At 67.1% G+C, this 24,865-nt stretch carries 23 protein-coding genes; 18 read left to right on the forward strand and 5 right to left on the reverse strand.

Going from position 1 to position 24,865, the window contains the following annotated elements:
* Positions 1 to 7 precede the first annotated feature (7 nt).
* Positions 8 to 1,066, reverse strand: coding sequence for a hypothetical protein (locus ACTICP_RS03905; RefSeq protein ID WP_441889699.1), 1,059 nt, complete (start codon positions 1,064 to 1,066; stop codon positions 8 to 10).
* Positions 1,067 to 1,136: 70 nt separating this feature from the next.
* On the opposite strand from ACTICP_RS03905, the gene ACTICP_RS03910 reads away from it, so the two are divergent.
* Entirely contained in the window at positions 1,137 to 2,528 is a 1,392-nt protein-coding gene (locus ACTICP_RS03910) for an ATP-dependent DNA helicase (protein ID WP_441889701.1), read from the forward strand.
* Positions 2,529 to 2,536: 8 nt separating this feature from the next.
* Here ACTICP_RS03910 and ACTICP_RS03915 read toward each other — a convergent pair whose 3' ends face one another.
* Positions 2,537 to 3,184, reverse strand: a complete 648-nt coding sequence (locus ACTICP_RS03915; RefSeq protein ID WP_441889703.1) for a heme oxygenase (biliverdin-producing) — start codon at positions 3,182 to 3,184, stop codon at positions 2,537 to 2,539.
* 49 nt (positions 3,185 to 3,233) lie between these two features.
* Complete coding sequence (locus ACTICP_RS03920; protein ID WP_441889705.1) at positions 3,234 to 3,548, reverse strand: DUF2470 domain-containing protein; 315 nt, start codon at positions 3,546 to 3,548, stop codon at positions 3,234 to 3,236.
* Between the two features lie 70 nt (positions 3,549 to 3,618).
* Here ACTICP_RS03920 and ACTICP_RS03925 point away from each other — a divergent pair, with 70 nt between their 5' ends.
* The 6 genes from ACTICP_RS03925 to ACTICP_RS03950 all read left to right on the forward strand — a co-directional run bounded on the left by ACTICP_RS03925 (position 3,619) and on the right by ACTICP_RS03950 (position 11,359).
* On the forward strand, positions 3,619 to 4,932 hold the full coding sequence (locus ACTICP_RS03925; protein WP_441889707.1) for a serine hydrolase domain-containing protein: 1,314 nt from the start codon (positions 3,619 to 3,621) through the stop codon (positions 4,930 to 4,932).
* Between the two features lie 30 nt (positions 4,933 to 4,962).
* The gene (locus ACTICP_RS03930; protein WP_441889709.1) at positions 4,963 to 5,799 is read left to right on the forward strand and encodes a tryptophan-rich sensory protein; all 837 of its coding nucleotides are present in this window, start codon (positions 4,963 to 4,965) and stop codon (positions 5,797 to 5,799) included.
* A gap of 135 nt (positions 5,800 to 5,934) precedes the next feature.
* Positions 5,935 to 6,690, forward strand: a complete 756-nt coding sequence (locus ACTICP_RS03935) for an SDR family NAD(P)-dependent oxidoreductase (RefSeq protein ID WP_441889711.1) — start codon at positions 5,935 to 5,937, stop codon at positions 6,688 to 6,690.
* A gap of 44 nt (positions 6,691 to 6,734) precedes the next feature.
* On the forward strand, positions 6,735 to 7,679 hold the full coding sequence (locus ACTICP_RS03940) for an SDR family oxidoreductase (RefSeq protein WP_441889713.1): 945 nt from the start codon (positions 6,735 to 6,737) through the stop codon (positions 7,677 to 7,679).
* 304 nt (positions 7,680 to 7,983) lie between these two features.
* A complete protein-coding gene (locus ACTICP_RS03945; RefSeq protein WP_441889715.1) occupies positions 7,984 to 8,976 on the forward strand; it encodes an MFS transporter in 993 nt (330 codons plus the stop codon).
* Positions 8,977 to 9,043: 67 nt separating this feature from the next.
* Positions 9,044 to 11,359, forward strand: a complete 2,316-nt coding sequence (locus ACTICP_RS03950) for a glycoside hydrolase family 3 C-terminal domain-containing protein (RefSeq protein ID WP_441889717.1) — start codon at positions 9,044 to 9,046, stop codon at positions 11,357 to 11,359.
* Positions 11,360 to 11,392: 33 nt separating this feature from the next.
* On the opposite strand, the gene ACTICP_RS03955 is transcribed toward ACTICP_RS03950, so the two are convergent.
* The gene (locus ACTICP_RS03955; RefSeq protein ID WP_441889719.1) at positions 11,393 to 12,484 is read right to left on the reverse strand and encodes a LacI family DNA-binding transcriptional regulator; all 1,092 of its coding nucleotides are present in this window, start codon (positions 12,482 to 12,484) and stop codon (positions 11,393 to 11,395) included.
* A 213-nt stretch (positions 12,485 to 12,697) separates the two neighbouring features.
* Here ACTICP_RS03955 and ACTICP_RS03960 point away from each other — a divergent pair, with 213 nt between their 5' ends.
* From ACTICP_RS03960 to ACTICP_RS03985, 6 genes are all read left to right on the forward strand, one after another.
* Positions 12,698 to 14,002 carry an ABC transporter substrate-binding protein gene (locus tag ACTICP_RS03960; RefSeq protein ID WP_441889720.1) on the forward strand — a complete coding sequence of 435 codons (1,305 nt, stop codon included), beginning with the start codon at positions 12,698 to 12,700 and terminating at the stop codon, positions 14,000 to 14,002.
* Between the two features lie 19 nt (positions 14,003 to 14,021).
* A complete protein-coding gene (locus tag ACTICP_RS03965) occupies positions 14,022 to 14,984 on the forward strand; it encodes a carbohydrate ABC transporter permease (RefSeq protein ID WP_441889722.1) in 963 nt (320 codons plus the stop codon).
* Complete coding sequence (locus ACTICP_RS03970; protein ID WP_441889724.1) at positions 14,981 to 15,865, forward strand: carbohydrate ABC transporter permease; 885 nt, start codon at positions 14,981 to 14,983, stop codon at positions 15,863 to 15,865. Before ACTICP_RS03965 ends, ACTICP_RS03970 begins: the two co-directional genes overlap by 4 nt.
* Before the next feature lie 102 nt (positions 15,866 to 15,967).
* Entirely contained in the window at positions 15,968 to 16,987 is a 1,020-nt protein-coding gene (locus ACTICP_RS03975; protein ID WP_441889844.1) for a glycoside hydrolase family 130 protein, read from the forward strand.
* Positions 16,980 to 18,413, forward strand: coding sequence for a phosphomannomutase/phosphoglucomutase (gene manB, locus ACTICP_RS03980; protein ID WP_441889726.1), 1,434 nt, complete (start codon positions 16,980 to 16,982; stop codon positions 18,411 to 18,413). Before ACTICP_RS03975 ends, manB begins: the two co-directional genes overlap by 8 nt.
* Before the next feature lie 72 nt (positions 18,414 to 18,485).
* Positions 18,486 to 21,857 (forward strand): hypothetical protein, encoded by a 3,372-nt coding sequence (locus ACTICP_RS03985; RefSeq protein ID WP_441889728.1) that lies wholly within the window; start codon positions 18,486 to 18,488, stop codon positions 21,855 to 21,857.
* Positions 21,858 to 21,923: 66 nt separating this feature from the next.
* Here ACTICP_RS03985 and ACTICP_RS03990 read toward each other — a convergent pair whose 3' ends face one another.
* A complete protein-coding gene (locus ACTICP_RS03990) occupies positions 21,924 to 22,304 on the reverse strand; it encodes a hypothetical protein (protein WP_441889730.1) in 381 nt (126 codons plus the stop codon).
* A 23-nt stretch (positions 22,305 to 22,327) separates the two neighbouring features.
* On the opposite strand from ACTICP_RS03990, the gene ACTICP_RS03995 reads away from it, so the two are divergent.
* From ACTICP_RS03995 to ACTICP_RS04015, 5 genes are all read left to right on the forward strand, one after another.
* Positions 22,328 to 22,750 (forward strand): PDDEXK nuclease domain-containing protein, encoded by a 423-nt coding sequence (locus tag ACTICP_RS03995; RefSeq protein ID WP_441889732.1) that lies wholly within the window; start codon positions 22,328 to 22,330, stop codon positions 22,748 to 22,750.
* Between the two features lie 237 nt (positions 22,751 to 22,987).
* Complete coding sequence (locus tag ACTICP_RS04000; RefSeq protein WP_441889734.1) at positions 22,988 to 23,119, forward strand: hypothetical protein; 132 nt, start codon at positions 22,988 to 22,990, stop codon at positions 23,117 to 23,119.
* A 130-nt stretch (positions 23,120 to 23,249) separates the two neighbouring features.
* The gene (locus ACTICP_RS04005; RefSeq protein WP_441889736.1) at positions 23,250 to 23,690 is read left to right on the forward strand and encodes a CocE/NonD family hydrolase C-terminal non-catalytic domain-containing protein; all 441 of its coding nucleotides are present in this window, start codon (positions 23,250 to 23,252) and stop codon (positions 23,688 to 23,690) included.
* The gene (locus ACTICP_RS04010; RefSeq protein WP_441889846.1) at positions 23,638 to 24,018 is read left to right on the forward strand and encodes a CocE/NonD family hydrolase C-terminal non-catalytic domain-containing protein; all 381 of its coding nucleotides are present in this window, start codon (positions 23,638 to 23,640) and stop codon (positions 24,016 to 24,018) included. Before ACTICP_RS04005 ends, ACTICP_RS04010 begins: the two co-directional genes overlap by 53 nt.
* Before the next feature lie 83 nt (positions 24,019 to 24,101).
* The gene (locus ACTICP_RS04015) at positions 24,102 to 24,842 is read left to right on the forward strand and encodes an SDR family NAD(P)-dependent oxidoreductase (RefSeq protein ID WP_441889738.1); all 741 of its coding nucleotides are present in this window, start codon (positions 24,102 to 24,104) and stop codon (positions 24,840 to 24,842) included.
* Positions 24,843 to 24,865: the final 23 nt, after the last annotated feature.

The following is a 24,865-nucleotide window of genomic DNA, read 5'->3' on the forward strand; positions in this document are numbered from 1 at the left end:
TGCGGCGTCAGCCCTCTGTCGGAGCGCCGACCCGGATCGACGCCGACCCGTCGGGGAGGATCGCGATCGTCCCGTCGACGCGGAACGGCACATCCTCGGACACGTGCTCGATCGATCCGTCGTAGAGCGATTGGATGTCGACCTCGATGTGCGCCACCGCGTCGGTGGGCGGGATCTTCCACTGTCCGCCATCCGGCTCGACGGTGACGGCGGGCTGCTCGGTGATCGACCACACCGGCGGCTCGACGATGCGGTTCTGCACCTCGAGACCGAACGGGCACGCCGTGGGCTGCAGCACCTGCTGCGTGGTGCATTCGGTGAGGAACTCCTCGACGCGGGTCTGCACGACCGAGATGAACTCGTCGGTCGGCGCGGTCTGCACTTCGATCGGCGTCTGCGTGAGCGGCGAGTCGGCGAGGACGCTGACCCCTGGCGACGCCGAGATCGCGGTGCCGACGTTCACCGCGTAGAGACCGGGTGTGAACACGAGCATGGGCACGGGATCGGTTGCCGGCGACGCGGTCCCGGCCGCGGAAACCTGCGCCCGCTGGACCTCGAAGCCGTTCACCGCGAAGCTGTCGGCACCGAGCACGGTGAGCGAGACGGCGGCGAGGGGCGACTGCGCGAACCGCCAGTTCGGGGTCACTCCCGCCCACCCGGCCTGCTCGACCTCGAACGTGGTCGTGCCCTGGTGGGAGCCGGCGAGATACGAGACCGTGACCGCGGTGACGTCGTCGGACGTCTCTTCGGAGACGACGTCGACGTCGGTCAGCGGTGCGAGGGCCGCCTCGCGGAGCAGCGCCTCGGATGCCGTCGCGTCGATGCCCGATTCCTCGAGGATGCTGCGATCGAGCGCCACCCCGGGCATGAGCAGGGCGTCGGCGGCTCGCCCGGTGGAGAGCATGTCCAGGTAGCGGGTGACGAACGCGGCGGGGCCGTAGAACTCCTTATACAGCCCCATCACGCTCGCCCCGAGCGCGGCGATCAGCAGAGCGCCGACGACCGCGAGCGCGGTCAGATCGACCCACAACCGGCGGCGCCGGGGCGTCGTCGAGCCCTGATCCATGGGGCAAGTCTAGAAGGACGGGCTGTGACAGTGCCGAGCACGACGGCCCATGCGACGTACCATGAGAGTCGTGTCTTTTCCCGCCCTCTCCGTCGAACAGCAGGAGCTGTTCCGGCTCATCGAGGACACCAGGGAGCACGTATTCATCACCGGCCGCGCCGGAACCGGAAAATCCACGCTGCTGCAGTACTTCGCGTGGCACACCGAGAAGCAGATCGCGATCTGCGCGCCGACCGGCGTTGCCGCCCTCAACGTCGAGGGGCAGACGATCCACTCGCTGTTCCGGCTCCCGATCGGTCTCATCGCCGAGGGCGAGATCGAGCAGAACGACGCCACCCGCCGCATCCTCAACGCCATCGACACGCTCGTCATCGATGAGGTGTCGATGGTCAACGCCGACCTCATGGACGGCATGGACCGGGCGCTGCGCCAGGCGCGAGGCCGGCGGGCCGAGCCGTTCGGCGGGGTGCAGGTCGTCATGTTCGGCGACCCGTACCAGCTGGCACCGGTGCCCCCGCGCGGTGACGAGCTGCGCTACGTGCAGGATCACTACCGCTCATTCTGGTTCTTCGACGCGAAGGTGTGGGCGGGCGCGACAATGGGCGACGCCGACGGCCTCATGGACCTCGGCAGGCACGGCGCACCGCTGCACGTGCGTGAGCTCGTGCAGATCCATCGGCAGTCCGACGACGGGTTCAAAGCCATGCTGAACGCCGTGCGCTATGGACGGGTGACCGCCGAGATCGCCGAGGTGCTCAACACTCAGGGGACGCGCACGCCGCCCGATCCCGAACCGGGTGAGATCCCGATGATCACCCTCGCCACGCGCAACGACATCGTCAACAACATCAATCGGCGCCATCTCGCAGCTCTTCCGGGTAAGGAGCAGACAGCCCGCGCCGAGATCAACGGCGACTTCGGCCGGGGCGAGGGCAATTTTCCGGCCGACTCCGACCTGAAGCTCAAGGTGGGGGCGCAGGTCATGTTCCTGCGCAACGACGTCTCGATGACGGGCGAACCGCCGCGGTGGGTCAACGGCACGATCGGCACAGTCAAACGCATCCTCGGCGGTTCGGTGCGCGTCGAGATCGACGGCGAAGACGTCGACGTCGAGCCAGCGGTCTGGGAGAGGTTCCGCTATTCGTACGACCAGAACACCAAGACGCTCAGCCGCGACGTCATCGCGGAGTTCACGCAGTTTCCCCTGCGGTTGGCGTGGGCGGTGACGATCCACAAGTCGCAGGGCAAGACGTACGACCGTGCGATCATCGACCTCGGTGGCGGCGCCTTCGCCCCGGGGCAGACGTACGTGGCGCTGTCGCGGCTGACCGCGCTCGACGGCCTCTACCTGTCACGGCCACTGCGGCCCAGCGACATTCGCGTCGATCAGGACGTTCGCCGGTTCATGCGCGAGGCCTGGGAGGCGCGGCAGTCGTCGACGCCGCAAGTCTCCGGCAGCTGAAACCGCCCTCAGGCCGCCACGCGCGCTCGGTCGAGGTCTTCGAACAGCTCGGTGTTGAACCGGTAGGCCAGCAGCACCTCGTCGATAACGCGCTCGCGTTCTGCGTCATCCCAGGGAGCAGCATCCAACTGCTCGCGGTAGACGTCCTTGAATGCGCTCGGGTCGGCGATGTCGTCGAACAGATAGAAGCCGACACCGTTGGTCTCGAAGCCGAAGCGGCGCTGCATGATCCGGCCGATGAAGATGCCGCCGGAGAGGTCGCCCAGGTAGCGGGTGTAGTGGTGGGCGACGAAACCGCCTGACCAGGTGGCGCCGACCTCGTTGATGCGGGCGACGTAGCGCTCCGTCGTCGGCAGCGGAACGATCTGCTCACGCCAGTCAGGGCCGACGAGGAACTCGAGGTCGGCCTCCAGGGCGGGCAGTCGGGTGAGCTTGTCACTGATGAAGACGGACGCCACCGGGTCGCGCCGCATGCGCTCGCCGGCGGACTCGAGTGCCTCGTAGATGAAGTAGTGCTGGGCGACGAGGGAGATGTAGTCCTCGCGAGATCCTTCGCCCTTGAGCAGGTCCGCCATGAACCCGGCGTGCTCGCTGCGCGAGTGCGAGCTGGACGAGCGCTCACGGAGCGCGGCGGAGAAGGAGAGGATTTCAGCCATGGCCCCAGTGTAAGGGGAACCTAACCTGATCGGGAAGCCCCCCGATGCCTCAAGCGTGCGGGCGCGGCTCGATGCCGAGCCTCCCACAGGCCGCGTCATACAGCGCGACGACCTCGCGCCGCACCGCCGGACGCTCGTCGATCGGGCCACCCGGCCACGGCACGCGCAGCTCCTCCGCGATGCCCGCGCGGGTGATCTGCCAGACGCCGCCGTCCCCGTCGAGGTCGGTCATCACAGCATCCGTGATGGGCAGATCGGATGCCGTGGCGAACGCACGAGCAATGAGCAGGTTGTCGTCGACGTGGTCGTCATTCATGTGGTGGAGGATGGCCGCGACAACGTCGCTGTCGAAGATGTGGGGCATGGTCTTTACTGTACGTCTGCCCGAAGCGGATCGAAGCACACGGTGTTTCGAGCGGAGCACCTTAGAATCGGTGAGACCGATCACGCCGGGAGTCTTCTACATGCATCTTGTCTCGTCACGCCGTCTGCGCGCCGCCGCAGCGGGCGCCGTCGCGCTCGCCCTCGTGCTGACCGGGTGCTCATCGGATGGTTCATTCTCATATACCGCACCGGATCAGGTGGAGCAGGCGCTCCCGGAGGAGACGGCGGCTCAGCTTCAGGAATCCGTCGAGAACGCGATGGCCAAGACGGGTGCGACCGGTGCGATCGTCGGTGTCTGGGTGCCGTGGAGCGGTACCTGGGTGACCGGACTCGGCACGCAATCGGTGGAGGATCAGACCGCGGTCACCGCGGACATGACATTCCGGGTCGGCGATGTCACCCGCCTGATGACCTGCGACATCCTGTACGCGCTCGCCGATGACGATGTCGTCGAGCTCGACGGACCCGTGCCCGAGTACGTCTCCGGCGTCGCCCAGCTGGGCGACATCACTCTCCTGGATCTGTGCAACGGCACCGCCGGCATCGGATCGTCCGAATCTGCAGTGCGCGGCGCCTGGGCCAACACTCCGAAGCGCGTGTGGGCACCGCTCGAACTGGCATCCTTCGGGCTGGGGCAGGACCGGACCGAACCGCACACGACGTACCGTGACTCCGATGCGAGCTACCTGCTTCTGGGTCTCGCGCTGGAGCGCGCGTCGGGCATGACCGCATCCGAACTCGTCGAGGAGTACATCTCAGACCCGCTGGATCTGGCGGCCACGTCGCTTCCCGGACCGGCCGCGGCAGCACCGGGCGACAACCCCCTCAGCGGCAACCGTCTGAAAGCGATCGACGGCGGCTACGACTGCACGGCGCAGGCCGACACCACCGTGCTCTCCTCCAGTACGGGATTCACCGATTCGGGTGCCGTGTCGACGATCGACGACCTCGGTGCGTTCGTGCAGGCGACGGCACGCCAGGGTCTGCGGGAGGACGGGGCCGAGCCCGATCAGTTCGGTTCGCCCCTGCCCGCGTCGTCGAAAGCGCCGACCTGGTATCAGGCGACCGGCGGTGCCCGCTTGGTCGGCCCGCTTGTGGGCCAGCATGGGTGGACGCCGGGATACTCGACAGCGGCCTACGCCGACCCCGAGACCGGCTTCGCCGTCGCGGTCGTGCTGAACAACTCCGCGACCCGGGGCAGTTCCGCGGCCTATCTCGCCTGGGAGCTCGCGGCGATCGCGTCGAAGGCACCCGTCGCCGATGGGCAGACCGCGCCGGAGTTCGGGCTTCCGTTCACCGCGGAGCAGTACCGCGCATCCATCGACGGCCTCACGGTCTGCGCCACGCCGCTGCCGGCGGAGTGAGCCCGGGGGACTCGCCTCTACTCTGGGGGCATGTCCCAGACGGAGAAGTCTGACCGCGTCCGCCGGATCGTCGTCGCACTGACGGTCGCCGGATCGCTGGTCGCCGCCCTGTTCGGCTCGGGGCTGTTCGGCGGCCAGGGAATAGCGGATGCTGCGGGCGGAGCGTTCGCCGCCGATGCCACGGTGCTCGCACCGGCGGGCTTCGCCTTCGCCATCTGGTCGGTCATCTACCTGGGCCTTCTGGCGTACGCGCTCTGGCAATTCGTGCCGGCGCAGGCGGCGAAGCCGCGACATCGGGCGGTCGGCTACGGCGTCGCAGCATCCGCTCTTCTGAACGCCGTGTGGATCGTGTGCGTGCTCGCGTGGCGGATCGCGGAATCGTTCGTGATCATCGTGGTCCTGCTGGCCGTGCTGCTGGCGACGTTCGTGCGGGCCTGTCGGCGGCCACGCCGCGGCACCGTCGCCGAGGCCGTGCTCATCGACGGGGTCATCGGTCTGTATCTCGGGTGGGTGACGGTGGCCGCGGCGGCCAACCTCGCCGCCTGGCTCGCCGACATGGGAATCGCGGCATGGGCTCAGGCGCCCGGGGTCCCCGGGACGATCACGCTCGTGGGAGCCGGGATCATCGCTGTCCTCACCGCGTGGCGCAGCGGGCGGTGGGCGCCGGGCGCAGCGACCGCCTGGGGTCTGTCCTGGATCGCGGTCGGCCGATGGGCGGGCGGGCCCGAGGCGCCCGTCGTGGCCACCACGGCCGTCGTGCTCGCGATCATCGTGCTCGTGGTCACGGCGTGGCGATTCCGAGAGAGGCTCGCGGCGGGTCAGGGCCGCCTGCCGACGTCATCCGCGGAATCCGGACCGAACGTCTGACGCCGTCGGGACCGGTGCTCGGCGGCGCAACCGGTCGATGCCAGGGATCGACAGACCCTGGTTAGGTCTGCGGGCTCGCGCGATCCTGAACTACGTAAGCGATGCACACGTAGACAGTTCGTAGAGGAGAAGAAGATGTCGGATCTGGCTGGAAAGGTCGCGGTGGTCACAGGATCGGCCCGCGGCGTCGGCAAGGCGATCGCCCAGAGGTACGCACGCCTGGGCGCGAGCGTCGTCGTCAACTACTCGAGCGACGAGCAGAATGCGCGCCGCACCGTCGAGGAGATCGAAGCGGCCGGGGGCGACGCGATCGCCGTGCAAGCGGACATCGCGACGCCGGCGGAGATCGACAGGCTGTTCGCAACCGCGGTCGAGACGTATGGAAGCCTCGACATCGTCGTGGCCAATGCCGGTCTCGAGATCGTCGATGAACCGGTGCTCGACGCGACGGAGGAGCAGTTCGATCGGTTGTTCGCGATCAACTCCAAGGGCGCGTTCTTCACGCTGCAGAAGGCGGCGAAGCTGCTGACAGACGGCGGCCGGCTCATCAACATCGGCTCGAGTTCGACGGTGAGCCCCGTACCCGGCACCGGTCTGTACTCGTCGAGCAAGACCGCCTCGCGCCAGCTCGTACGGGTGCTCGCCCTTGAGCTGGGCCCGCGGAACATCACGGTCAACACGATTCTCCCGACCGTGATCGCCGGGGCGGGTGTGTTCACACAGGTCACCGAGGGCGACGAATTCCATCAGGTCAACGCAGGGATGCGGCCGCTCGGCGGGCGACCCGGCACTCCGGAAGATGTCGCCGACGCCGCCGAGTACCTGGCCGGCGACCTCGCCGCCTGGGTCAGCGGACAGGCGCTGCTCGTCAGCGGCGGCGCAGTCCAATAGCATCCGCGAGAACCTTGGTCGAGTCGAGAGTCAGGAGCGAGAAGATGGCACGCAAGAAGGTCGATATCAGGATCCCGGATCTGTCGGGTAGGCGCGCCGTGGTCACCGGCGCGAGCGACGGGATGAGCCTGGGCATCGCCACCCGCCTGGCCCGCGCCGGCGCCCAGGTGATCATGCCGGTCCGCAATCTCCGCAAGGGAGACACCGCGATGGCGAAGATCGTGCAGGCCGTTCCAGGGGCCGACGTGTCGCTGCGCGACCTCGATCTCTCGTCACTGGCCTCCGTCGCCGCCCTCGGCGAGACCCTGCGTGATGAGGGTGTGCCGATTCACCTCCTCATCAACAACGCCGGTGTGATGACCCCGCCCGAACGGCAGGAGACTGCCGACGGACTCGAGCTGCAGTTCGGCTCGAATCACCTCGGGCACTTCGCGCTCGTGGCGCACCTGCTGCCGCTGCTCAAGGAGGGGCGTGCACGGGTGACCTCGCAGATCAGTGTCGCGGCGGACCAGAACTCCATCAACTGGGACGACCTGAACTGGGAGCGGTCGTACAACGGCGCGCGTGCGTACAGCCAGTCCAAGATCGCGTTCGGACTGTTCGGGCTCGAGCTGGATCGACGCAGCAAGGCCAACGGCTGGGGCATCAGCAGCAACCTGTCGCATCCCGGAGTGGCTCCGACCAATCTGCTGGCAGCCCGCCCGGAACTCGGCCGTTCTCGCGAGACGCCGCGCCGCAGGCTCATCCGCACGCTGTCCGAGCGCGGCATCCTGTTCGGCACTGTCGAGACGGCGGGCATGCCCGACCTCATGGCGGCGACCGATCCGGCGGCGAAGCCGGGCGCGCTGTACGGGCCGAGCGGCCCCGGCCACCTCGGAGGGGCGCCTGCCGAGCAGAGACTGCACTCGCGTCTGCGCGGAGCCGAAGACGCCAAGCGCATCTGGGATGTCTCGGAGCGGTTGGCTCGGGTTGAGTTCCCGGCATCCTGACGCGGGGGCGGGCCCTCAGCGGTTGGCGAGTCGGTACCACAGGCCATAGGGCGCTCGGTCTGTGTCCATAGAGGGCCAGCGCGAACCCGGCGGGTCAGATCGCCTCGCGTGATGGTGACCAACGAAGTATGCGTCGACGCGAGTTGACGGTGACCATTCCCATGGTGTGCGCTCGCCGCGCAGATTTGGCGGTATTCTGCGTGTCAGCCTGAAGCGACCGAGGTGACTCGCGGTGACGTCCCCTGGAGTGGTGGAGATTCCGATCGGCTGGTCTGCGTCGTAGACGTGGGTGAGCCATCGTGCGATGGTCAGTGAGAACTGTCGCCGCGCACCGTGGATGATGCTCGGGGCGCTCGCCGGAGGCCTCGCACTCGTCGGCCTTGCGTTCGCGGACTCTCTCGTCGGCGTGATCATCGCATGGACGCTCGTGCAGGTGAGTTACAACTTCGCCCAGGGACCTCTCTCGGCCGTCATGCCCGATCGTGTGCCGCTGAGACGTCGCGGCACGTTCGCCGCGCTCTCCGGCATCGGGCTCATGGTCGGCGCGCTGGGCGGCCAGATCGTCGGCTCCCTGTTCTTCAACAGTCTGACGGCGGGCTACATCGTCTTCGCGATGTTCGCCCTGGTCGTCCTGGCGCTGTTCGTTGTGGCGAACCCCGACTACCCCAGCACGAAGATCGAGCCCGAGCCGTTCCGCCTCAACGAGTTCCTCCGGACGTTCTGGGTGAGCCCCCTCAAGCATCCCGACTTCTTCTGGGCGTTCACCGGGCGGCTTCTGCTGTACACCGGATACTTCCTGGTCATCGGGTATCAGCTGTTCCTCCTCACCGACTACTTCGGCGTCGAGCATCCTGAGCAGGTCATCCCGCTGCTGGGTATCCTCAGTCTCGTCGGCATTCTCATCTCGACAGTCGTCTCCGGGCCGCTCTCCGATCGGATCGGCCGGCGCAAGCCCTTCGTCTTCGCCTCCGCGCTGGTCGTGACCCTCGCGCTGCTGCTGCCGTGGATGTGGCCCGACCTCACCGCGTGGATGATCATGACCTTCGTCGCCGGATTCGGCTTCGGCATGTTCCAAGCGGTCGACACGGCACTCATGAGCGAGGTGCTGCCCTCGGCGAAGTCGTTCGCGAAGGATCTCGGCGTCGTCAACATCGCAGCGACGCTGCCGCAGACGCTCGCGCCAGGTCTCGCCGGCGCGATCGTGCTGCTCTTCGGCTACGCCGGCCTCTTCCCCGTCGCGATCATCCTCGGCATCCTGGGAGCATTGGCGGTCTGGCCGATCAAGCCCACGCGATGACTCGATCCGCACCGCCGATCACGACGAGCATCTCCTGAAAACACCACTCAACACAGTAAGGAACCCGATGAGCATCCCCGATGTGACGGAACTGACCCTCGAAGAGAAGGCCTCGCTCACCAGCGGCGCGAGCTTCTGGTACACCAAGCCGATCGACCGCGCGGGCGTGCCGGCGATCATGATGACCGACGGACCGCACGGCCTGCGCAAGCAGCGCGAGGGCGGCGACCACCTCGGCATCGGCGACAGCGTGCCGGCCACGTGCTTCCCGCCGGCGGTCGGTCTCGGCTCGTCGTGGGACATCGATCTCGTGCAGCGCGTCGGCGAGGCGCTCGGCACCGAGACGTCGATCGAGAACGTCTCGGTGCTGCTCGGTCCCGGCGTCAACATCAAGCGGTCGCCGCTGTGCGGGCGCAACTTCGAGTACCTGTCGGAGGATCCGATCGTCTCCGGTGCGCTCGGCGCCGCCCTCGTCAAGGGGATTCAGTCCCAGGGCGTCGGCGCCTCGCTCAAGCACTTCGCCGCGAACAACCAGGAGAACGACCGGATGCGGTCCTCGTCCGACGTCGACCCGCGACCGCTGCGCGAGATCTACCTGCGCGGCTTCCAGCGAGTCGTCGAGGACGCACAGCCCTGGACCGTGATGTGCTCGTACAACCGCATCAACGGGGTCTATGCCTCGGAGGATCCGTGGCTGCTCACGCAGGTACTGCGCGACGAGTGGGGCTTCGAGGGCCTCGTGGTCTCGGACTGGGGTGCCGTGAACGAGCGGGTGCCTGGTCTTTCCGCCGGCATGGACCTCGAGATGCCGGCTTCCGGCGGCGTCACAGACGCGCAGATCGTCGCAGCGGTCGAGGACGGCTCACTCGACGAGGTCGTGGTGGATGCTGCGGCCGGCCGCGTGCTCGATCTCGTGGGCAAGGCGACCGAGGGAGCAGGCCGCGCCGCAGGCCCTCTCGACGTCGACGCGCATCATGCACTCGCCCGCGAGGCGGCCGGACGTTCGATCGTGCTGCTGAAGAACGACCCCCTTCGACAGGCGCAGGGAGCGGGAGCAAAGGAGGGACCGCTGCTGCCGCTCGCGAGGGACGCGAAGCTCGCCGTCATCGGCGAGTTCGCCGAGAAGCCGCGCTACCAGGGCGCAGGGTCGTCGATGATCAATCCGACCCGCCTCGACACCGCGCTCGACGAGATCCGCGCACTCGCCACCGGCGAAGTCGCATACGCTCGCGGCTTCAGCAACGCGCTCGAGGTCGCAGCAGACGAGGTCGCTGCGCTGCGCGATGAGGCCGTGGCCGCGGCATCCGCCGCCGATGTGGCCGTCGTGTTCGTCGGACTGCCGGCGCGGCTGGAGTCCGAGGGCTACGACCGCGACGACATCGACTTGCCGGCTGCACAGCTCGACCTGCTCGATGCCGTGCTTGCCGTCAACGCGAACACGGTTGTGGTGCTCTCGAACGGCTCGGTCGTCGCGCTGCCGTTCGCCGGGCGCGTGCCGGCGATCCTCGAGGCGTGGCTACTAGGGCAGGCCGGGGGCGGTGGCACCGCCGACGTGCTGTTCGGCGAGGTCAACCCCTCGGCGAAGCTCACCGAGACCGTTCCCGCTCGTATCGAAGACACCCCGGCGTACCTCGACTTCCCCGGTGAGTTCTCCCACACCCGCTACGGCGAGGGGCTGTTCGTCGGGTACCGCTGGTACGACGCGCGCCGCCTCGACGTCGCGTTCCCCTTCGGCCACGGCCTGTCGTATACGACGTTCTCATATGCGGATGCCTCGGCCGCTGTAGCGGCGGACGGCGACATCGAGGTGACGGTCGCCGTCACGAACACCGGCGATCGTGCGGGCCGTGAAGTCGTGCAGGTGTACACGTCGCTGCCCGGCTCGACCGTTCAACGGGCGCCGCGAGAGCTCAAGGCGTTCGCGTCGGTCGCGCTCGAGCGGGGTGAGACTCGTGCGCTCACGCTGCGGGTGCGCCGCGAAGACCTCGCGTACTGGGATATCCGCGCCGATCGTTGGGTCGTCGAAGGCGGCGAGTACACGCTGGATGTCGCCGCATCCAGCCGCGACATCCGCTCGTCCGTCGTTGTGACGGTCGACGGCGATGCGGTCACGCTGCCGCTGTCGCGCACGTCGTCGATGGGTGAGGTGCTGCGTCACCCGGTCGCCGGTCCCATCGTGCAGGGTCTGATAACCCAGGCGATGGGCGACTTCGATCAGAGCGCGTCGTCGATCATGCCGGAGGGCGTCGACATGTCGAAGATGATGGAGTCGTTCCCCATCGGCCGCATCGGCATGATGGGCGCGCTCAGCGGCGACGGCGAAGGGGTGAGTGTCGAGATGATCGACGGACTCATCGCGATGGCCAACGCTCCGCAGCAGTAGGGCCTCTTGGGATGGTGCGATCGACCGGCCGTGCTACCTGTCGCTCGGCTCGGTCGATCGCACCTTCGCCGTGCTGCCTCTGACGATGAAGTCCACGTGCGGCAGGTCGATCTCAGGGGTTTCGCCGCCCTCGACTGTCGCGACGAGCAGTTCGGCCGCGGCCGTGCCCCACGTCACCACGTTCTCTTTCACCGTGGTGAGGGGAGGAGAGACGAATGCGGCCAATGGCACGTCATCGAATCCGACGATCGAGAGGTCTCGGGGAACACGCACGCCACGATCGGCCGCAGCCGCCATCCCTGCGATGGCCATCAGGTCGTTGCCGTAGACGATCGCCGTCGGGGGTTCGGGCAGATCCAGAAGCTCGTGCGTCGCGCGTGCGCCGGCTGCGCCGCTGAAATCCGCCATGGCCAGCGGTCCCGCAGGCAGCCCGAGCTCGCTCAGCGCTTGTTCCCACGATCGACGGCGCAGTTCGGAGTGCACATAGCCGGCCGCCCCGGTCACGTGGCCGATGCGCCGGTGGCCGAGGGCGAAGAGATGCTGAACCGCTCGTCGGATGCCGACGCCGTCATCCATGCCGATCGAGTGCGCCGTCTCGCCCGCTGCGCGCGGTGACACGACGATCGCGGAGAGCCCGAGAGACGCGAGCAGTGCGGGCCTCGGGTCGTCGATCAGCAGATCGGTGAGAAAAACGCCCTCGAGCCGTGATTCGTCGGCGAACCTCTCGTAGGCGGCCTTCTCGGCGGCGGCATCGGCCACGACCTGCAGCAGCAGCGCGTACCCGTGCCGGGAGAGCCCGGCCTCGACGCCGGCGACGAACTGCGGAAAGAACGGATCGGTACTGAGCAACTCGGGTTCGCGGCGGATCACCAGGCCCACCGTCTGCGTCCTGCGTCTCGAGAGGGCGCGCGCACGGGCGCTGGGCCTCCAGCGCAGCTCGGCGGCCGCCTGAAGGATCCGTTCGCGCGACTCGGCGCTCACCCCCGGCCTGTTGTTGAAGACGAACGACACCGCGCTCTTGGATACTCCGGCCCTGCTGGCGACGTCACCGATCGTCGGACGGCGTCCGGCAAGGTCCGCTGGCCGCGCCTCGTGGTCGGCTGCCTCGGTTTCGGAGGGGGTCATCCTTTCAGCATAGCTCCGGTCTAGAAACGGTTTAGTAACGATCGGAGGCAGGTCGTTCTTTGTTCTCTTGGGTGGCGGGTGCTTGGGCGGGCTTGGCTTGACTCTTTAACTGAACCGGTTTAGATTGTCCGTGCGTCACCAGGTCGAGCTCGTGGACCCGATGCGCGCCCTGCACATTCGACCGGACACGAGTCCGAAAGGGAGTTGGACACAATGAGGCGTCACACACACATCGCATCGCTGGCAGCGCTGGGGCTGCTCGCCGTTCCACTGGCGGCATGCAGTTCGGGCAGCACAGACGGCGGAGGGTCCGGTGAGCTCACCAGCGGCCCCATCGAGATCTGGTACTCGACGAACGAGCAGGAGATCGCCTGGGGGGAGCAGGTGGTTGAAGCCTGGAACGCCGACCACCCCGATGAGCAGGTCACCGCGCAGGCGATCCCCGCCGGAAGCTCTTCTGAGGACGTCATCGCGGCCTCGATCACCGCGGGCAACACTCCGTGCCTCGTCTTCAACACCGCGCCCTCGGCCGTGCCGGCCTTCCAGAAGCAGGGCGGCCTGGTCAACCTGTCGAAGACATTCGACGACGCCGAGGACTACATCACCTCCCGCTCCGGTGGTGCGGCCGACGGTTTCCGCAGCGCGGACGGCGACCTCTATCAGCTGCCGTGGAAGACCAACCCGTTCATGCTGTACTACAACAAGGACGTGTTCGCCGAGGCAGGACTCGACCCCGAGAACCCCGCGCTCGAAACGTACGACGACGTGCTCGCGGCGGCCAAGGCCATCAAGGAGTCCGGTGCGGCCGACTACGCCCTGTACCCGCCGGCGACAGCGGACTACACGAACGTCAACTTCGACTTCTACCCGTTCTTCCTCGCCAACTCCGGTGGCACGCAGCTGATCGAGGACGGGGAGGCCGCGTTCGCCGGCGAAGCCGGCCTGGAGACGCTGGAGTTCTGGCAGACCCTCTATTCCGAGGGCTACTCCTCGGCCGAGGCGTACAGCGGAGACATGTGGGCGGGTCCGTTCGCCGACGGCGTCTCCGCCATGGGAGTGGCAGGTCCATGGGGCAAGGCGCAGTTCGACGGCAAGGTGGACTACGGCGTCGTCTCCCTGCCCACCTCCGACGGCACCGCCGCGGACGAGACCTCGACGTTCGCGGACTCGAAGAACATCGGTCTGTACAGCTCCTGCGAGAACCAGCAGACCGCATGGGACTTCCTGAAGTTCGCCACGAACGACGACAACGACCTCGCCCTGCTCGAGGGCACGGGTCAGTTCCCCACGCGCACCGACGTCGACGAACTGGCGGCGGACTTCCTGGCGTCCGAGCCGTTCTTCGAACCGTTCTCCACCGGAGTCCCCCTCGCCGTGGACGTCCCGACGGTGGGCGGTCTCGCCGAGAAGCTGCAGGTGTTCCGTGACGCCTGGAGTCAGAACGTCCAGTCGGGATCAGGTGATCTGAAGGCGGCCTTCGAAGAGGCCGCGCAGTCAGTCGACGCGATCGCAGACTGACGAGCCGAGGAGATACGAGATGAGCACCCTCAGGAATGAGGCTGTGCGCGTGCGGGGACGGGATGCGCGTGAGAGCACCCCGTCCCCGCGGCGCGGACGGCGCCTGCAGCGATGGCTGGGGGAGAACCCGATCGGTCTGCTGCTGAGCAGCCCGTACATCCTGTTCGTCGTCGTGGTCTTCCTGGTCCCCTTCGGCTTCGGCGTCTGGATGTCGTTGCATGACTTCTTCTTCACCGCACCGGGCGTGCAGGTCGAGCATCCGTTCGTCGGATTCGACAACTTCGCCACCATCTTCACCGATCCGCTGGTGCGCCAGTCGTTCCTGAACCTGCTGGTCTTCCTCGTCATCAACGTGCCGCTGACGGTCGTGCTCGCGCTCGTGTTCGCCATGGGGCTGAACTCGGTCATCCACTGGAAGGGCTTCTTCCGGGTCTCGTACTACATCCCGTATGTGACGGCCTCGGTTGCCACCCTCACGGTGTGGATCTTCATGTTCAGCGGCAACGGCGTGGTGAACAAGTTCCTCGGTGATCTCGCCCCCGACCCGTCATGGCTCGCGAACCAGGGGCTGATCATGCCGTTGATCGCGGTGTACGTCACCTGGAAGAACCTGGGCTTCTTCATCCTGCTCTACCTCGCCGCTCTCCAGAACGTCCCCGCCGAACTGCATGAGGCGGCCGAGATGGATGGTGCCGGCATCTGGCAGCGCTTCCGCTCGGTGACGCTGCCCTCGGTTCGGCCGGTCACCTCGCTGGTCGTTCTGCTGTCGATCATCACGACCGGGCAGATCTTCACCGAGCCGTATCTGCTCACCGGAGGCGGCCCCAACGGGGCCTCGATGACGCCCTCGCTGCTGATGTACCAGAAGGGGATTCAGCAGGGCCAGCCCGACATCGCAGCCGCGATCGGAATGGTTCTCGTGATCGTCGTGATGCTGTTGTCCCTCGCCTCCCGGCGCGTGACGGAAGGGAAGAACCGATGAGCGCCACCTCGGAGACCGTCCCCGCAGGGCGCGCCCGCTCCTCGTTCGGCGCCCGCGTCATGATCGGGCTGCGGTTCGCGTTGCTGGTGCTGGGGGCGATCATCTCGCTGCTGCCGTTCTACTACATGATCATCGGCGCGCTGCAGAAGCAGCGTGACACGAGCTTTCTCGGCCTGCTCCCGCTGCCCGGCAATCTCACCCTCGACAACTTCGTCGATGTCAATGAGTCGCTGAATCTGCTGCAGTCCCTGGGGAACTCGCTGATCATGACGGCCGGCGTCATGGGCTGCACTCTCGTGTTCGGACTGCTCGTCGGATATGCGCTGTCGATCCTGTCATTCCGCGGACAGGGGCTGGTATTCGCGCTCGTCCTGCTCGTGCAGGCGATCCCGTTCCAGTTGCTGATGGTGCCGCTGTACGTCATGGTCGTGCGGTACTTCGGGCTGGCGGACACATATGTCGGCATGATCCTCCCGTTCGCCGTCAATTCCGTCGCCGTGCTGATCTTCCGGCAGTACTTCATGCAGATCCCCAAGGAGATCTTCGACGCCGCGCGCATCGACGGAGCCGGAGAGTTCACCATCCTGCGCACCATCGCCGTGCCCCTGGTGCGCCCTGCGGTGCTCACCGCGATGCTCGTGACGTTCATCGGACCGTGGAACGAGTTCCTGTGGCCCTTCCTGGTGACCAAGGATGCCTCGATGCAGCCGCTCGCGGTGAGCCTGGCCAACTTCTCCCAGGCCAACTCCACGTTCCAGGACAACCCGATGGGCGCCGTTCTCGCCGGGGCTTGCGTGCTCGCCATACCGGCGGTCGTGTTGTTCATCCTCTTCCAGCGCCACTTCACTTCGGCGAATCTAGGGTCGGCCGTCAAGGGCTGACCGCTGCGCCTCCACCCCTGAGATCCCACGAGGAAAGACTCTGTGAACGCAACAAAACTCTCTGTCGCCGTGCCCTACGACCTGCGTCGGATCGGCACGATCATGTCGCCCGAGCCCGGTGATCCGTTGGAGGTCGAAGGCGTTCTGAATCCGGCGACCGCGTGGGGGAAGGATGGCGAGCTCTACCTCTTCCCGCGGATGGTGGCCGAGGGCAACGTCTCCAGGGTCGGCCGTGCCCGTGTCGTGATCGAGAACGGCGTGCCCGTCGGCGTCGAGCGGATGGGCGTGGTCCTCGAACCCGATGAGGGGTGGGAGCGCGGAGCTGCCAATGCGGGCGTCGAAGATCCCCGGATCACCTTTGTCGAGCCGCTCGGGCTGCATGTGATGACCTACATCGCGTACGGCCCGCTGGGCCCGAAACCCGCACTCGCGGTCTCCGAGGACACCGTCCACTGGCGCCGTCTCGGGCCGGTCCGCTTCGCATATCAGCCGGAGCTCGACACCGATCTGAATCTGTTCCCGAACAAGGACATCGTCTTCTTCCCCGAGGCGGTCACCGGACCGGACGGAAGACCGGCGCTCGCGGTGCTGCACCGTCCGATGTGGGATCTGGACTGGCTCCGCCCCGGCGAGGGCGCTCCGACCCCGGCGGGAATCGATGACGATCGCCCCGCGATCTGGATCGGATTCGTGGATCTCGACAGCGCTCTGCGCGACGTCGCATCCCTCGTGCTCGTCGAGAACTCATCGCAGCTGGCCGCATCCATGTTCCCCTACGAGGACTCGAAGATCGGCGGGGGGCCCGCCCCGTTGCGTGTTCCCGAGGGGTGGCTCGTGCTGCACCATGGGGTGACCGGCGCGAACACGAAGGGCTTCGAGCTCGCTTACGGTGCCCGCTACACGGCCGGAGCGATGCTGCTGGACGCGGATGACGTCAGTCGGGTCATCGCCCGCACTTCGGAGCCGTTGCTTGCGCCCGAGACCGACGATGAGATGACCGGCACCCTCGGGAACGTGGTCTTCCCCACCGCCATCGAGCAGATCGGCGATCGGCGATTCGTCTTCTACGGGATGGCGGACTCGAAGATCGGCGTTGCGGAGCTGACACGCGTTGATGGGTGATCTCTCGCACATCTTCAAGGCATACGACATCAGAGGCGTCGTGCCAGACCAGTTCGACGCGCTGCGTGCACGCGTCATCGGACAGGCCTTCGTCGAGACGGTCGTACGCAGCGTCGAGACGCGAACGAGTGTCGTGGTCGGCAGGGACATGCGCTCAACCGGTCCCGAGCTGGCCGCCGCTTTCGCCGAAGGCGCACGAGCGGCCGGTGCGGTCGTGCACGACGTCGGACTGTGCTCGACCGATGAGCTCTACTTCGCCTCCGGCCATCTGCAAGCCGCGGGGGCGATGTTCACCGCGAGCCACAATCCCGCCGAGTACAACGGCATCAAACTGTGCCTGCCGGGTGCGCGTCCTGTCGGACAGGACACCGGGCTTCGCGACGTCGAGCAGCGCGCACAGGAACTCCTCGACGACCCGGCATCCATCGTCTCGGTGGGGGGATGCGAACCTGTGGACGTTCTCGGCGCCTACGCCGCGCACCTGCGCGGGCTCGTCGACCTGGCCGGTTCCCGTCCCCTGCGTGTCGTGGTGGATGCCGGCAACGGGATGGCCGGTCTCACGGTTCCCGCGGTCCTCGGGGATGCGGCGGGCCTGCCCGCGCTGCCGGTGGAGATCATCCCGCTCTTCTTCGAGCTCGACGGTCGGTTCCCGAATCACGAGGCCAACCCGATCGTGCCGGCGAACACTGCGGCCCTCCAGACCGAGGTCGTGCGCCGCGGCGCCGACCTGGGACTCGCGTTCGACGGCGACGCCGACCGGTGCTTCGTCATCGACGAGCGCGGTCACCGCGTCGATCCGTCCGTCCTGACCGCTCTCATCGGCCTGCGCGAGTCCCGTCGCGTGAGGGCGCACGGCGAGCAGCCTGTCGTCCTGCACAACCTGATCACGTCGCGGTTCGTGCCCGAGGTCCTCGCCCGCGACGGCGTCCGCACGGTCCGCACCCGTGTCGGACACTCTTTCATCAAGACGCTGATGGCGAGCGAGAACGCGGTCTTCGGCGGAGAGCACAGCGGGCACTACTACTTCCGCGATTTCTTCGGCGCTGATTCCGGGCTGCTCGCGGCGATGCACGTCCTGTCCGCGCTCGCCACGGACACCCGGCCCCTGTCCGTCGTCGCCGGAGAACTGGACCCGTACTCGCGGTCCGGCGAGATCGACCTGCCCGTGCAGGACGTCGAGGCCGCGCAGCGGGCTCTCATCGACGGCTTCCGCGCCGACGATCCCGCCTCCGGACTCGAGCTGGACACACTGGACGGAGTGATGATCTCGCACTGGGACGACGACATCGCCTCCGCAGACCGGTGGTGGCTCAGCATCCGGCCATCCAATACCGAGCCGCTCCTGCGGCTGAACATCGAAGCGGCGTCGACCGAGGCCGTGCACGCGCGGCGAGAGAAGGCACTCGCAGCGTTGCGTCGACACTGACGCGCAACCGGACGCACCGCTTCACGAGAGCGCCGTGCGTGCGCCCCATACAACGAAGTAAGGAGACACGAGATGAGATCCAGCCCCTACGCGAGACGGCTCACCGCCGGCATCGCCGCACTCGCCGTCGTCGGCGGCGGTGCGCTGATCGCGCCCACGGCGGCTCTGGCCGCGCCGGAGGAGGAGGTGAGCACTGCGTACCTCGCAGACGGATCAGAGGCGCAGCAGCGCTGGCTGTCGGTCCCGGACTCCCGCATCGTGCTCAACCCCTTCGATTCCGGCGGATCAGGAAGCGAACTCGATCAGACCTCCGGCCCTGCCCTGCCGCTTCACCTCGGCTACTACGCGAACGACAAGGCGCTGCACCACAAGCGCCTGCTCGAGACGTATGCGACGTCCGGAGAGCGCCCCGACGGCGCGGCCTATCGCACCGCGTTCTCGGAATCGTTCGACGACGCGCAGGACTGGTCGTCTTCGGGCGTCGCCGCCGAGTCGGAGGGCGGCATCACCACCCTTGCGCTGGAGGGCGCGAATCAGTGGGGACACATCGCACGAACCGTGGATGTGGCCGACATCTCGGACACGCGATTGCTGACCGTCGATGTGGCATCCCTCAGCGCGGACACGAGCTGGAACGTGAAGGTCGCCGACGGCGACGGAGAAGATCTGGCCGAACTCCAGCCGGACTCGACGGACACCGGATCCGTCACTTTCGACCTTGCCGACGCCTATGACTGGACGAGCGGCCCGCATCGACTCACGATCAGGATCTATGCGGTCAACAAGTCCGGCGAGCCGGGCGGCACGGTCTCGTTGCGGTCGATCGCGCTGCACAACGACGGCGAACTGCCCTGGGCCGGGGCGTCGGACGCACTCGTGGACGACCTCGACGACGCGACGGAATGGGCGACGGCCGAGAGCTCCGGGTACTCCGCGAGCATCTCCTCCGATGGTGCGCAGTCGACGGTGCGGCTGGGCGAGCACGACTTCGGTGCCGTCGAGCGGCGCTTCACGGTCGACCTGGCCAGCACTCGGCTGCTGAGCATCAGGGTGGCCGAGACCTCCGGCGAGTGGGCGCTCAAGCTCTCCACCGGCAGCGGCGATGACGTCACGGTGCAGCCGGACACCTCTCAGACGGGCGTGCTCACCTACGATCTCGAGGCCGCGACGGGGTGGAGCGGCGAGCAGACGTTCACGGTGAAGCTGTTCCACATCGGCAGGGGAGGTCACACGACCTTCGATGATCTGGCCTTCCATTCCGGTTCGCCCTGGCTGCAGACGGCGAGCTCGTACGAGAACACCTGGCATCCGCAGGCGCTCGAATCGCTCGGCAGCTACGCCGAGGGCACGATCGGCACCGCTGATGTCTTCCATGACGAGGACTCGTTCTCGAGGACTGTGACGGCCACGACCTCAGCGGCGCTCGCCGGAGCATACGAGGGTGCGGCCACCTGGGATCAGGACAGCGAGATGCTGACGGTCGTGCGAACGGACGAGACGTTCTCGCTCGCGCTGCCGGAGGGCGTCGACATCCGTTTCGGCGCATCCGTGGCGGAGCTCTCCACCGGTGGCGGGTCGTCCGAGCCTCTTGCCGGAAGCGGCGCGTGGGCCGCGTCGCTGCCCGACGACTCCGGCACCGCGTCGATCGGACTCGGGTTCGCCGTCAATGATCAGCGGGTCACGGATGACGCCGTCGCCGCGTCGCAGCAGCGTGCCGCGGCCGCTGCGCAGGACCCGGCGGGCGACCGCGACGAGTGGACCTCGTTCTGGGATCGCTATCTGGCGTCCGTGCCTCAGGTGCAGGACTTCTCGGTCCAGCGCGTCGCCGATGGGGGTGTGACCGGCGACGAGATGCGCCACTTCTGGTTCAAAGCCTGGGTCAATCTCGAGATGAACGTGCTTCCGGCGACGCCGGAGACCGGGAACGAGTACGCGCAACTGGGCACGGGCAAGCCATCCATGTGGATGAACGGCACCCCGGGGACGAAGAACGTCGCCAGCTGGGATTCCCTGCTGGGGATGCAGCAGCTGGTGTACGTGGACCCCGAGAACGCCTGGGCGTCCTTCCAGGGCATGATGGCGCTGGTCGAGGACGGTCCCGATGCGACCGAACCGAGCGACGAGGAGTACGGCACGCGAGGCGAGCTCGGCGGTGAGTCGTTGCCGTCGCGGAAGGCGCAGACGGCGTGGATCCTCTACTCGGTCACCGGAGATCGCGAGAAGCTCGAGGGCATCTACGACGCCCTCGCGCTGCACCTGAACTGGGAGCGCTACAACATGCGGTGGGTGCTCGGTGAGAACAACCACTTCGACGAGCGCGACAGCGAGTTCGTCACCTCGCTCGCCTACGATCTCGAGTTCGCGATCAAGATCGCCGACCTGCTCGGTCGCGATGCGGATGTCGAGCGGTACGAGTCGATCATCTCGGAGATCAGTGCGAGTTACGCGGACTGGTTCTTCCCCACCGGGGCGGATGCCGACGGCAAGGTCTGGGACACGGTTCAGAAGGTGTATCTGGATGCGTCGCGCGACGAGGTGCCCTTCGGGGACGACACCGAGGGAAGTCCGTTCCGCAACGAGGACGGCCAGTGGGTTCGTCCGGGGTTCTCGTTCTACACCTCGACGGCCTTCGTCATGGATCAGCTCGACGAGCACTCGATGGTCAAGGTGATGGACCGCTTCCTCTCCGACTACGACGAGACCGAGCAGCTCGCAGGGCTGGGGGACTTCGCCGTCAAGGCGCCGGACATCCAGCTGATCGCGTACGGTCTGCTCGACATGGAGCCCGTCTCCGGTTCGTCCGAGCCGGAGCTGCGCGACCGCGCCTCGGTGCTGGTCAACGCCATCATCCGTGACATGGTGCGCAGCGGGTGGTTCGCCGAGGTCTACTACGCAGGCGGAGAACCGGGGGATTCCGTGGGGGCACGAGGCGTTCGTCCATCGCTGTTCGGGATCTCGAACTACATCGACTTCGTCATGATGGCCAACGGGGTTCGCACCGACGCCGGAGACCCGACGTTCGTCCGGCTCGACGGCGCGACGGGCGGGGTCAGCGGCCTGACCTATCTCGGTGAGTCGCTCGATGTCGATATCGACGGGTCCTCGATCCGGTTCGCCGGCGATGCGGCGGTCGACGTCTGCGACGCCATCGACGCGCCCGTCGGGAAGTCCGTCACGTGGGCCGATTGCGCCGACGACTCGGACGGCTCCGACGGCACGGACGGCACAGGTGGTTCGGATGATTCGGATTCCGGATCCACCGGCGGCGAGGACGGTTCCGCATCCGCGGATGACGATGGAGCGCTGGCGACCACCGGTGCTGACACGTCCGGCATCCTGCTCGCCGTCTTCATCGCTCTCGCTCTCGCCGCAGCGGGGACGGCCCTCGTGCGGCGGCGAAGCGCCGCAGTGACCGGCGGATCCGCGGGGTCGCAGGACGACTGAACGGTCTGATCCGCAGTGCGGGGCCGGTGCTGATGCGCCGGCCCCGCACTGCGTTCGGGCAGACCGCTACAGCGTGCTGAGCATCGCCTCGATCGCACGTCGCGCCTGGGCGGTGCGATCGGAATCGCGGTCGAAGTCGCTGAGGAACACGTTGCCCATGGCCGCGGTGAGAATGCCCTCGGCCGCCCACGCGCACTGCTCGGGGGATGCTGCGGCATGAGCCTGGCCCACAAGCGTCACGATCCTCGCTCGGGTGGCGCGGTGCGCTTCGGCGAGCACTGCCGCGATTCGCGGGTTGGTCCGTGCGATCTCGACGAGTCCGAGCACGATGGCGTCCTCATCGCTCGACTCCGTGAATGCGCCGCCGAAGAAGTAGTCGAGCGCCTTGTCGAGCGACGAGACGTCTGCGGGAATGATGGACGGAGGCCTGGCCGGACGAGGACGCAATTGTCCAACGGCCCGTTGGACAATTGCCGTGGGGGCACGTGATCGAGCTGCTCGACAAACTGGACGACCAAGAGTTGCGCGACTGGTACGCCGCGAAGGACGTTCATCACGGTTGGACCAGATCGGTACTCCAGCACCAGATCACCACTCGCTTACACGAGCGGGAGGCAGCTGCACCGAGCAATTTCGCTGGTGCGCTCGACCAACTCGATTCCGAGCAGGCTCAGGAGATCACCAAGGACCCGTATGCACTGCAGTTCCTCGCAGTCGACAGCAATGCCTCCGAACGAGAACTCGAGCAACGCATGCTCGATCGGATCCTCGACACCATGCGCGAACTCGGACCAGGCCTGGCGTTCGTTGGGCGCCAGGTGCATTTCGATGTCGACGGCGACGACTTCTTCGCCGATTGTTCCGATTCTCGGATTATTCCGATCGCAGCGTGAACTGCCCTCGCCGGCGTGGCGAGTCAATCGACGGGCTCGGGATAACGAGCTGCTGTCGTTCGCGAGCGGAGCCCCGAGTGGCTATGCGTCCTCGCCCCTCGTACCCAGGACGAATACAGGGTGATGCCGCGCTCCGTTTGCAGTCGTCATCCGGCCTGGGCGTGACCATCTCGGTCCTGCCGAGGTGTCTCAAAACCAACGATGAGTACATTCATCTGGCGCGTAGGATCCGCCCGGATGGCGGGGATCGATAAGGAGGTCGGCTACCGATTCCTGCGTGACCGGTACCTCGAGCTGCGTCGTAGCGGCCTGAGCACCGGTGACGCGGTCGATGCGCTCGGGTTCCGTTCGAGTCGCGTGCCGGACTGAGAAGCGTTGGTCGGGCGTGATGATCGCCATCATCTGCGGGTCGATCCATCACGAGAGCAGGTGTTCTGGGCAGCGTTCGAGTCCGGGGCGGACTGGTCCCAAGCGCCTCGACATCGGTTCGTACCCGCCTATGCAGTCGCGCCCGTGGATCGAGGAGCACGACAAGATGTTCCGCTGGTACGACTACTGGATCAAGGGCATCGACAACGGGATCATGGACGAGCCCGCGCTCAATGTTTTCGTAGAGGGAACGCGCGAGGTCGTCGGCGGCGCGCAGTGGCCGCCGAAGGACGTCGAGTACCGCTCGCTGTACCTGCGCCCGCGCGGCAAGCTGTCGACGGAGCCGGAGTCGATGACCGCGGAGCACGTCGCTGCGGACGGCTTCTACCAGGCGCCGCTCACGGTGACCGACAAGGTCGAGAAGCTCATCTGGTCGACGCCCGTGTTCGAAGAGGCGACCGAGCTGATCGGCACCGGCGCGGCGCACGTGTTCGCCGAGATCGACCAGGACGACACGAATTTCATCCTGCGGCTGTGGGACGAGGCCCCGAAGGCAAGCGCCAGCTGCTGACCACCGGTTTCTCAAGGCGTCGCACCGCGAACTCGACACCGAACGCACCGCCGAGGGCAACCCGTGCCACCCGCAAACGCGCGCGGTGCCGGTCGAGCCTGGTGCGATCGAGGGGTACGTGCTGCGGGTCTACCCGTTCGCGGCGGTGTTGCTGCCCGGCCACCGGCTGACCGTCGAGCTGTCGAACAACGAGCCCTTCGTAGACGAGCACAACTCGCTGCTGCCGCCCGACGCGTTCCACCTGCCCGTTGGGCGACCGGTGACCCACAAGGTGTACCGTGACGCGCGGCATCCGTCTCGCCTCGTGCTGCCGTTCACAAAGGGCTGAGTCCCCGCTTCTTTGAATTGTCTCGCGAAACATGTATGGTGATACATGGTTTGATCGTGAGATCCGATGCGAGGAGTTGTCGAATGCCGGAGAACGAAGCCAAGGTCGCGTTGATCGTCGGTGGGACCGGCGGAATCGGTGGTGAGACTGCGCGCCGATTGTCGGCAGCGGGCTGGCGCACCGTCATCACGGGTTCCCGTGAGCAGGCCGCGGGCGATGCGATCGCCGCCGACCTGCCCGGGTCTCACTACGTGCGCGCCGATATGGGTGATGCGGCGTCATCGTCGGTCGTCGTCGACGCCGCGGTGGCGGCGTTCGGCCGCCTCGACGCGCTCGTGTACACCGCCGGTGCCACGGCGAAGATCCCGCATTCCGATCTCGCCGCCGTTACCGACGACGTGTGGGAGCGCATCCTCACGCACAACATCGTCGCCATCTGGCGCACGATCCTCGCGGCCCAGCCGCACCTGCGCGCCAACGGCGACGGGGCGATCGTCGTCACGGGCGCGCTGGCGGGCGTTCACGTCGGCGGCAGCAGCATCCCCTATGCGGTCAGCAAGGCGGGCCTGCACCACCTGGTGAAGCTGCTCGGGCCCGTGCTCGCCCCGGAGGTGCGGATCAACGCCGTCGCCCCAGGCCTGGTCGAGACGCCCTGGACGAGCGATCCGGCGTGGGAGCCGCTCTACCAGTTCTGGCGCGAGAAGGCGCCGCTGGCCCGCGTCGGCGAGCCCGAGGACGTCGCAGAGGTCGTCCAGTCGCTCATCGAGTGGAAGTACGTCACCGGACGCACGATCGTCGTCGACGGTGGATTCTCGCTGGTCTGAATCGAAGAAGGAGCACAACCCAG

Origin of the sequence: Microbacterium sp. (assembly GCF_052102115.1) — a bacterium.
Lineage (GTDB): Bacteria > Actinomycetota > Actinomycetes > Actinomycetales > Microbacteriaceae > Microbacterium.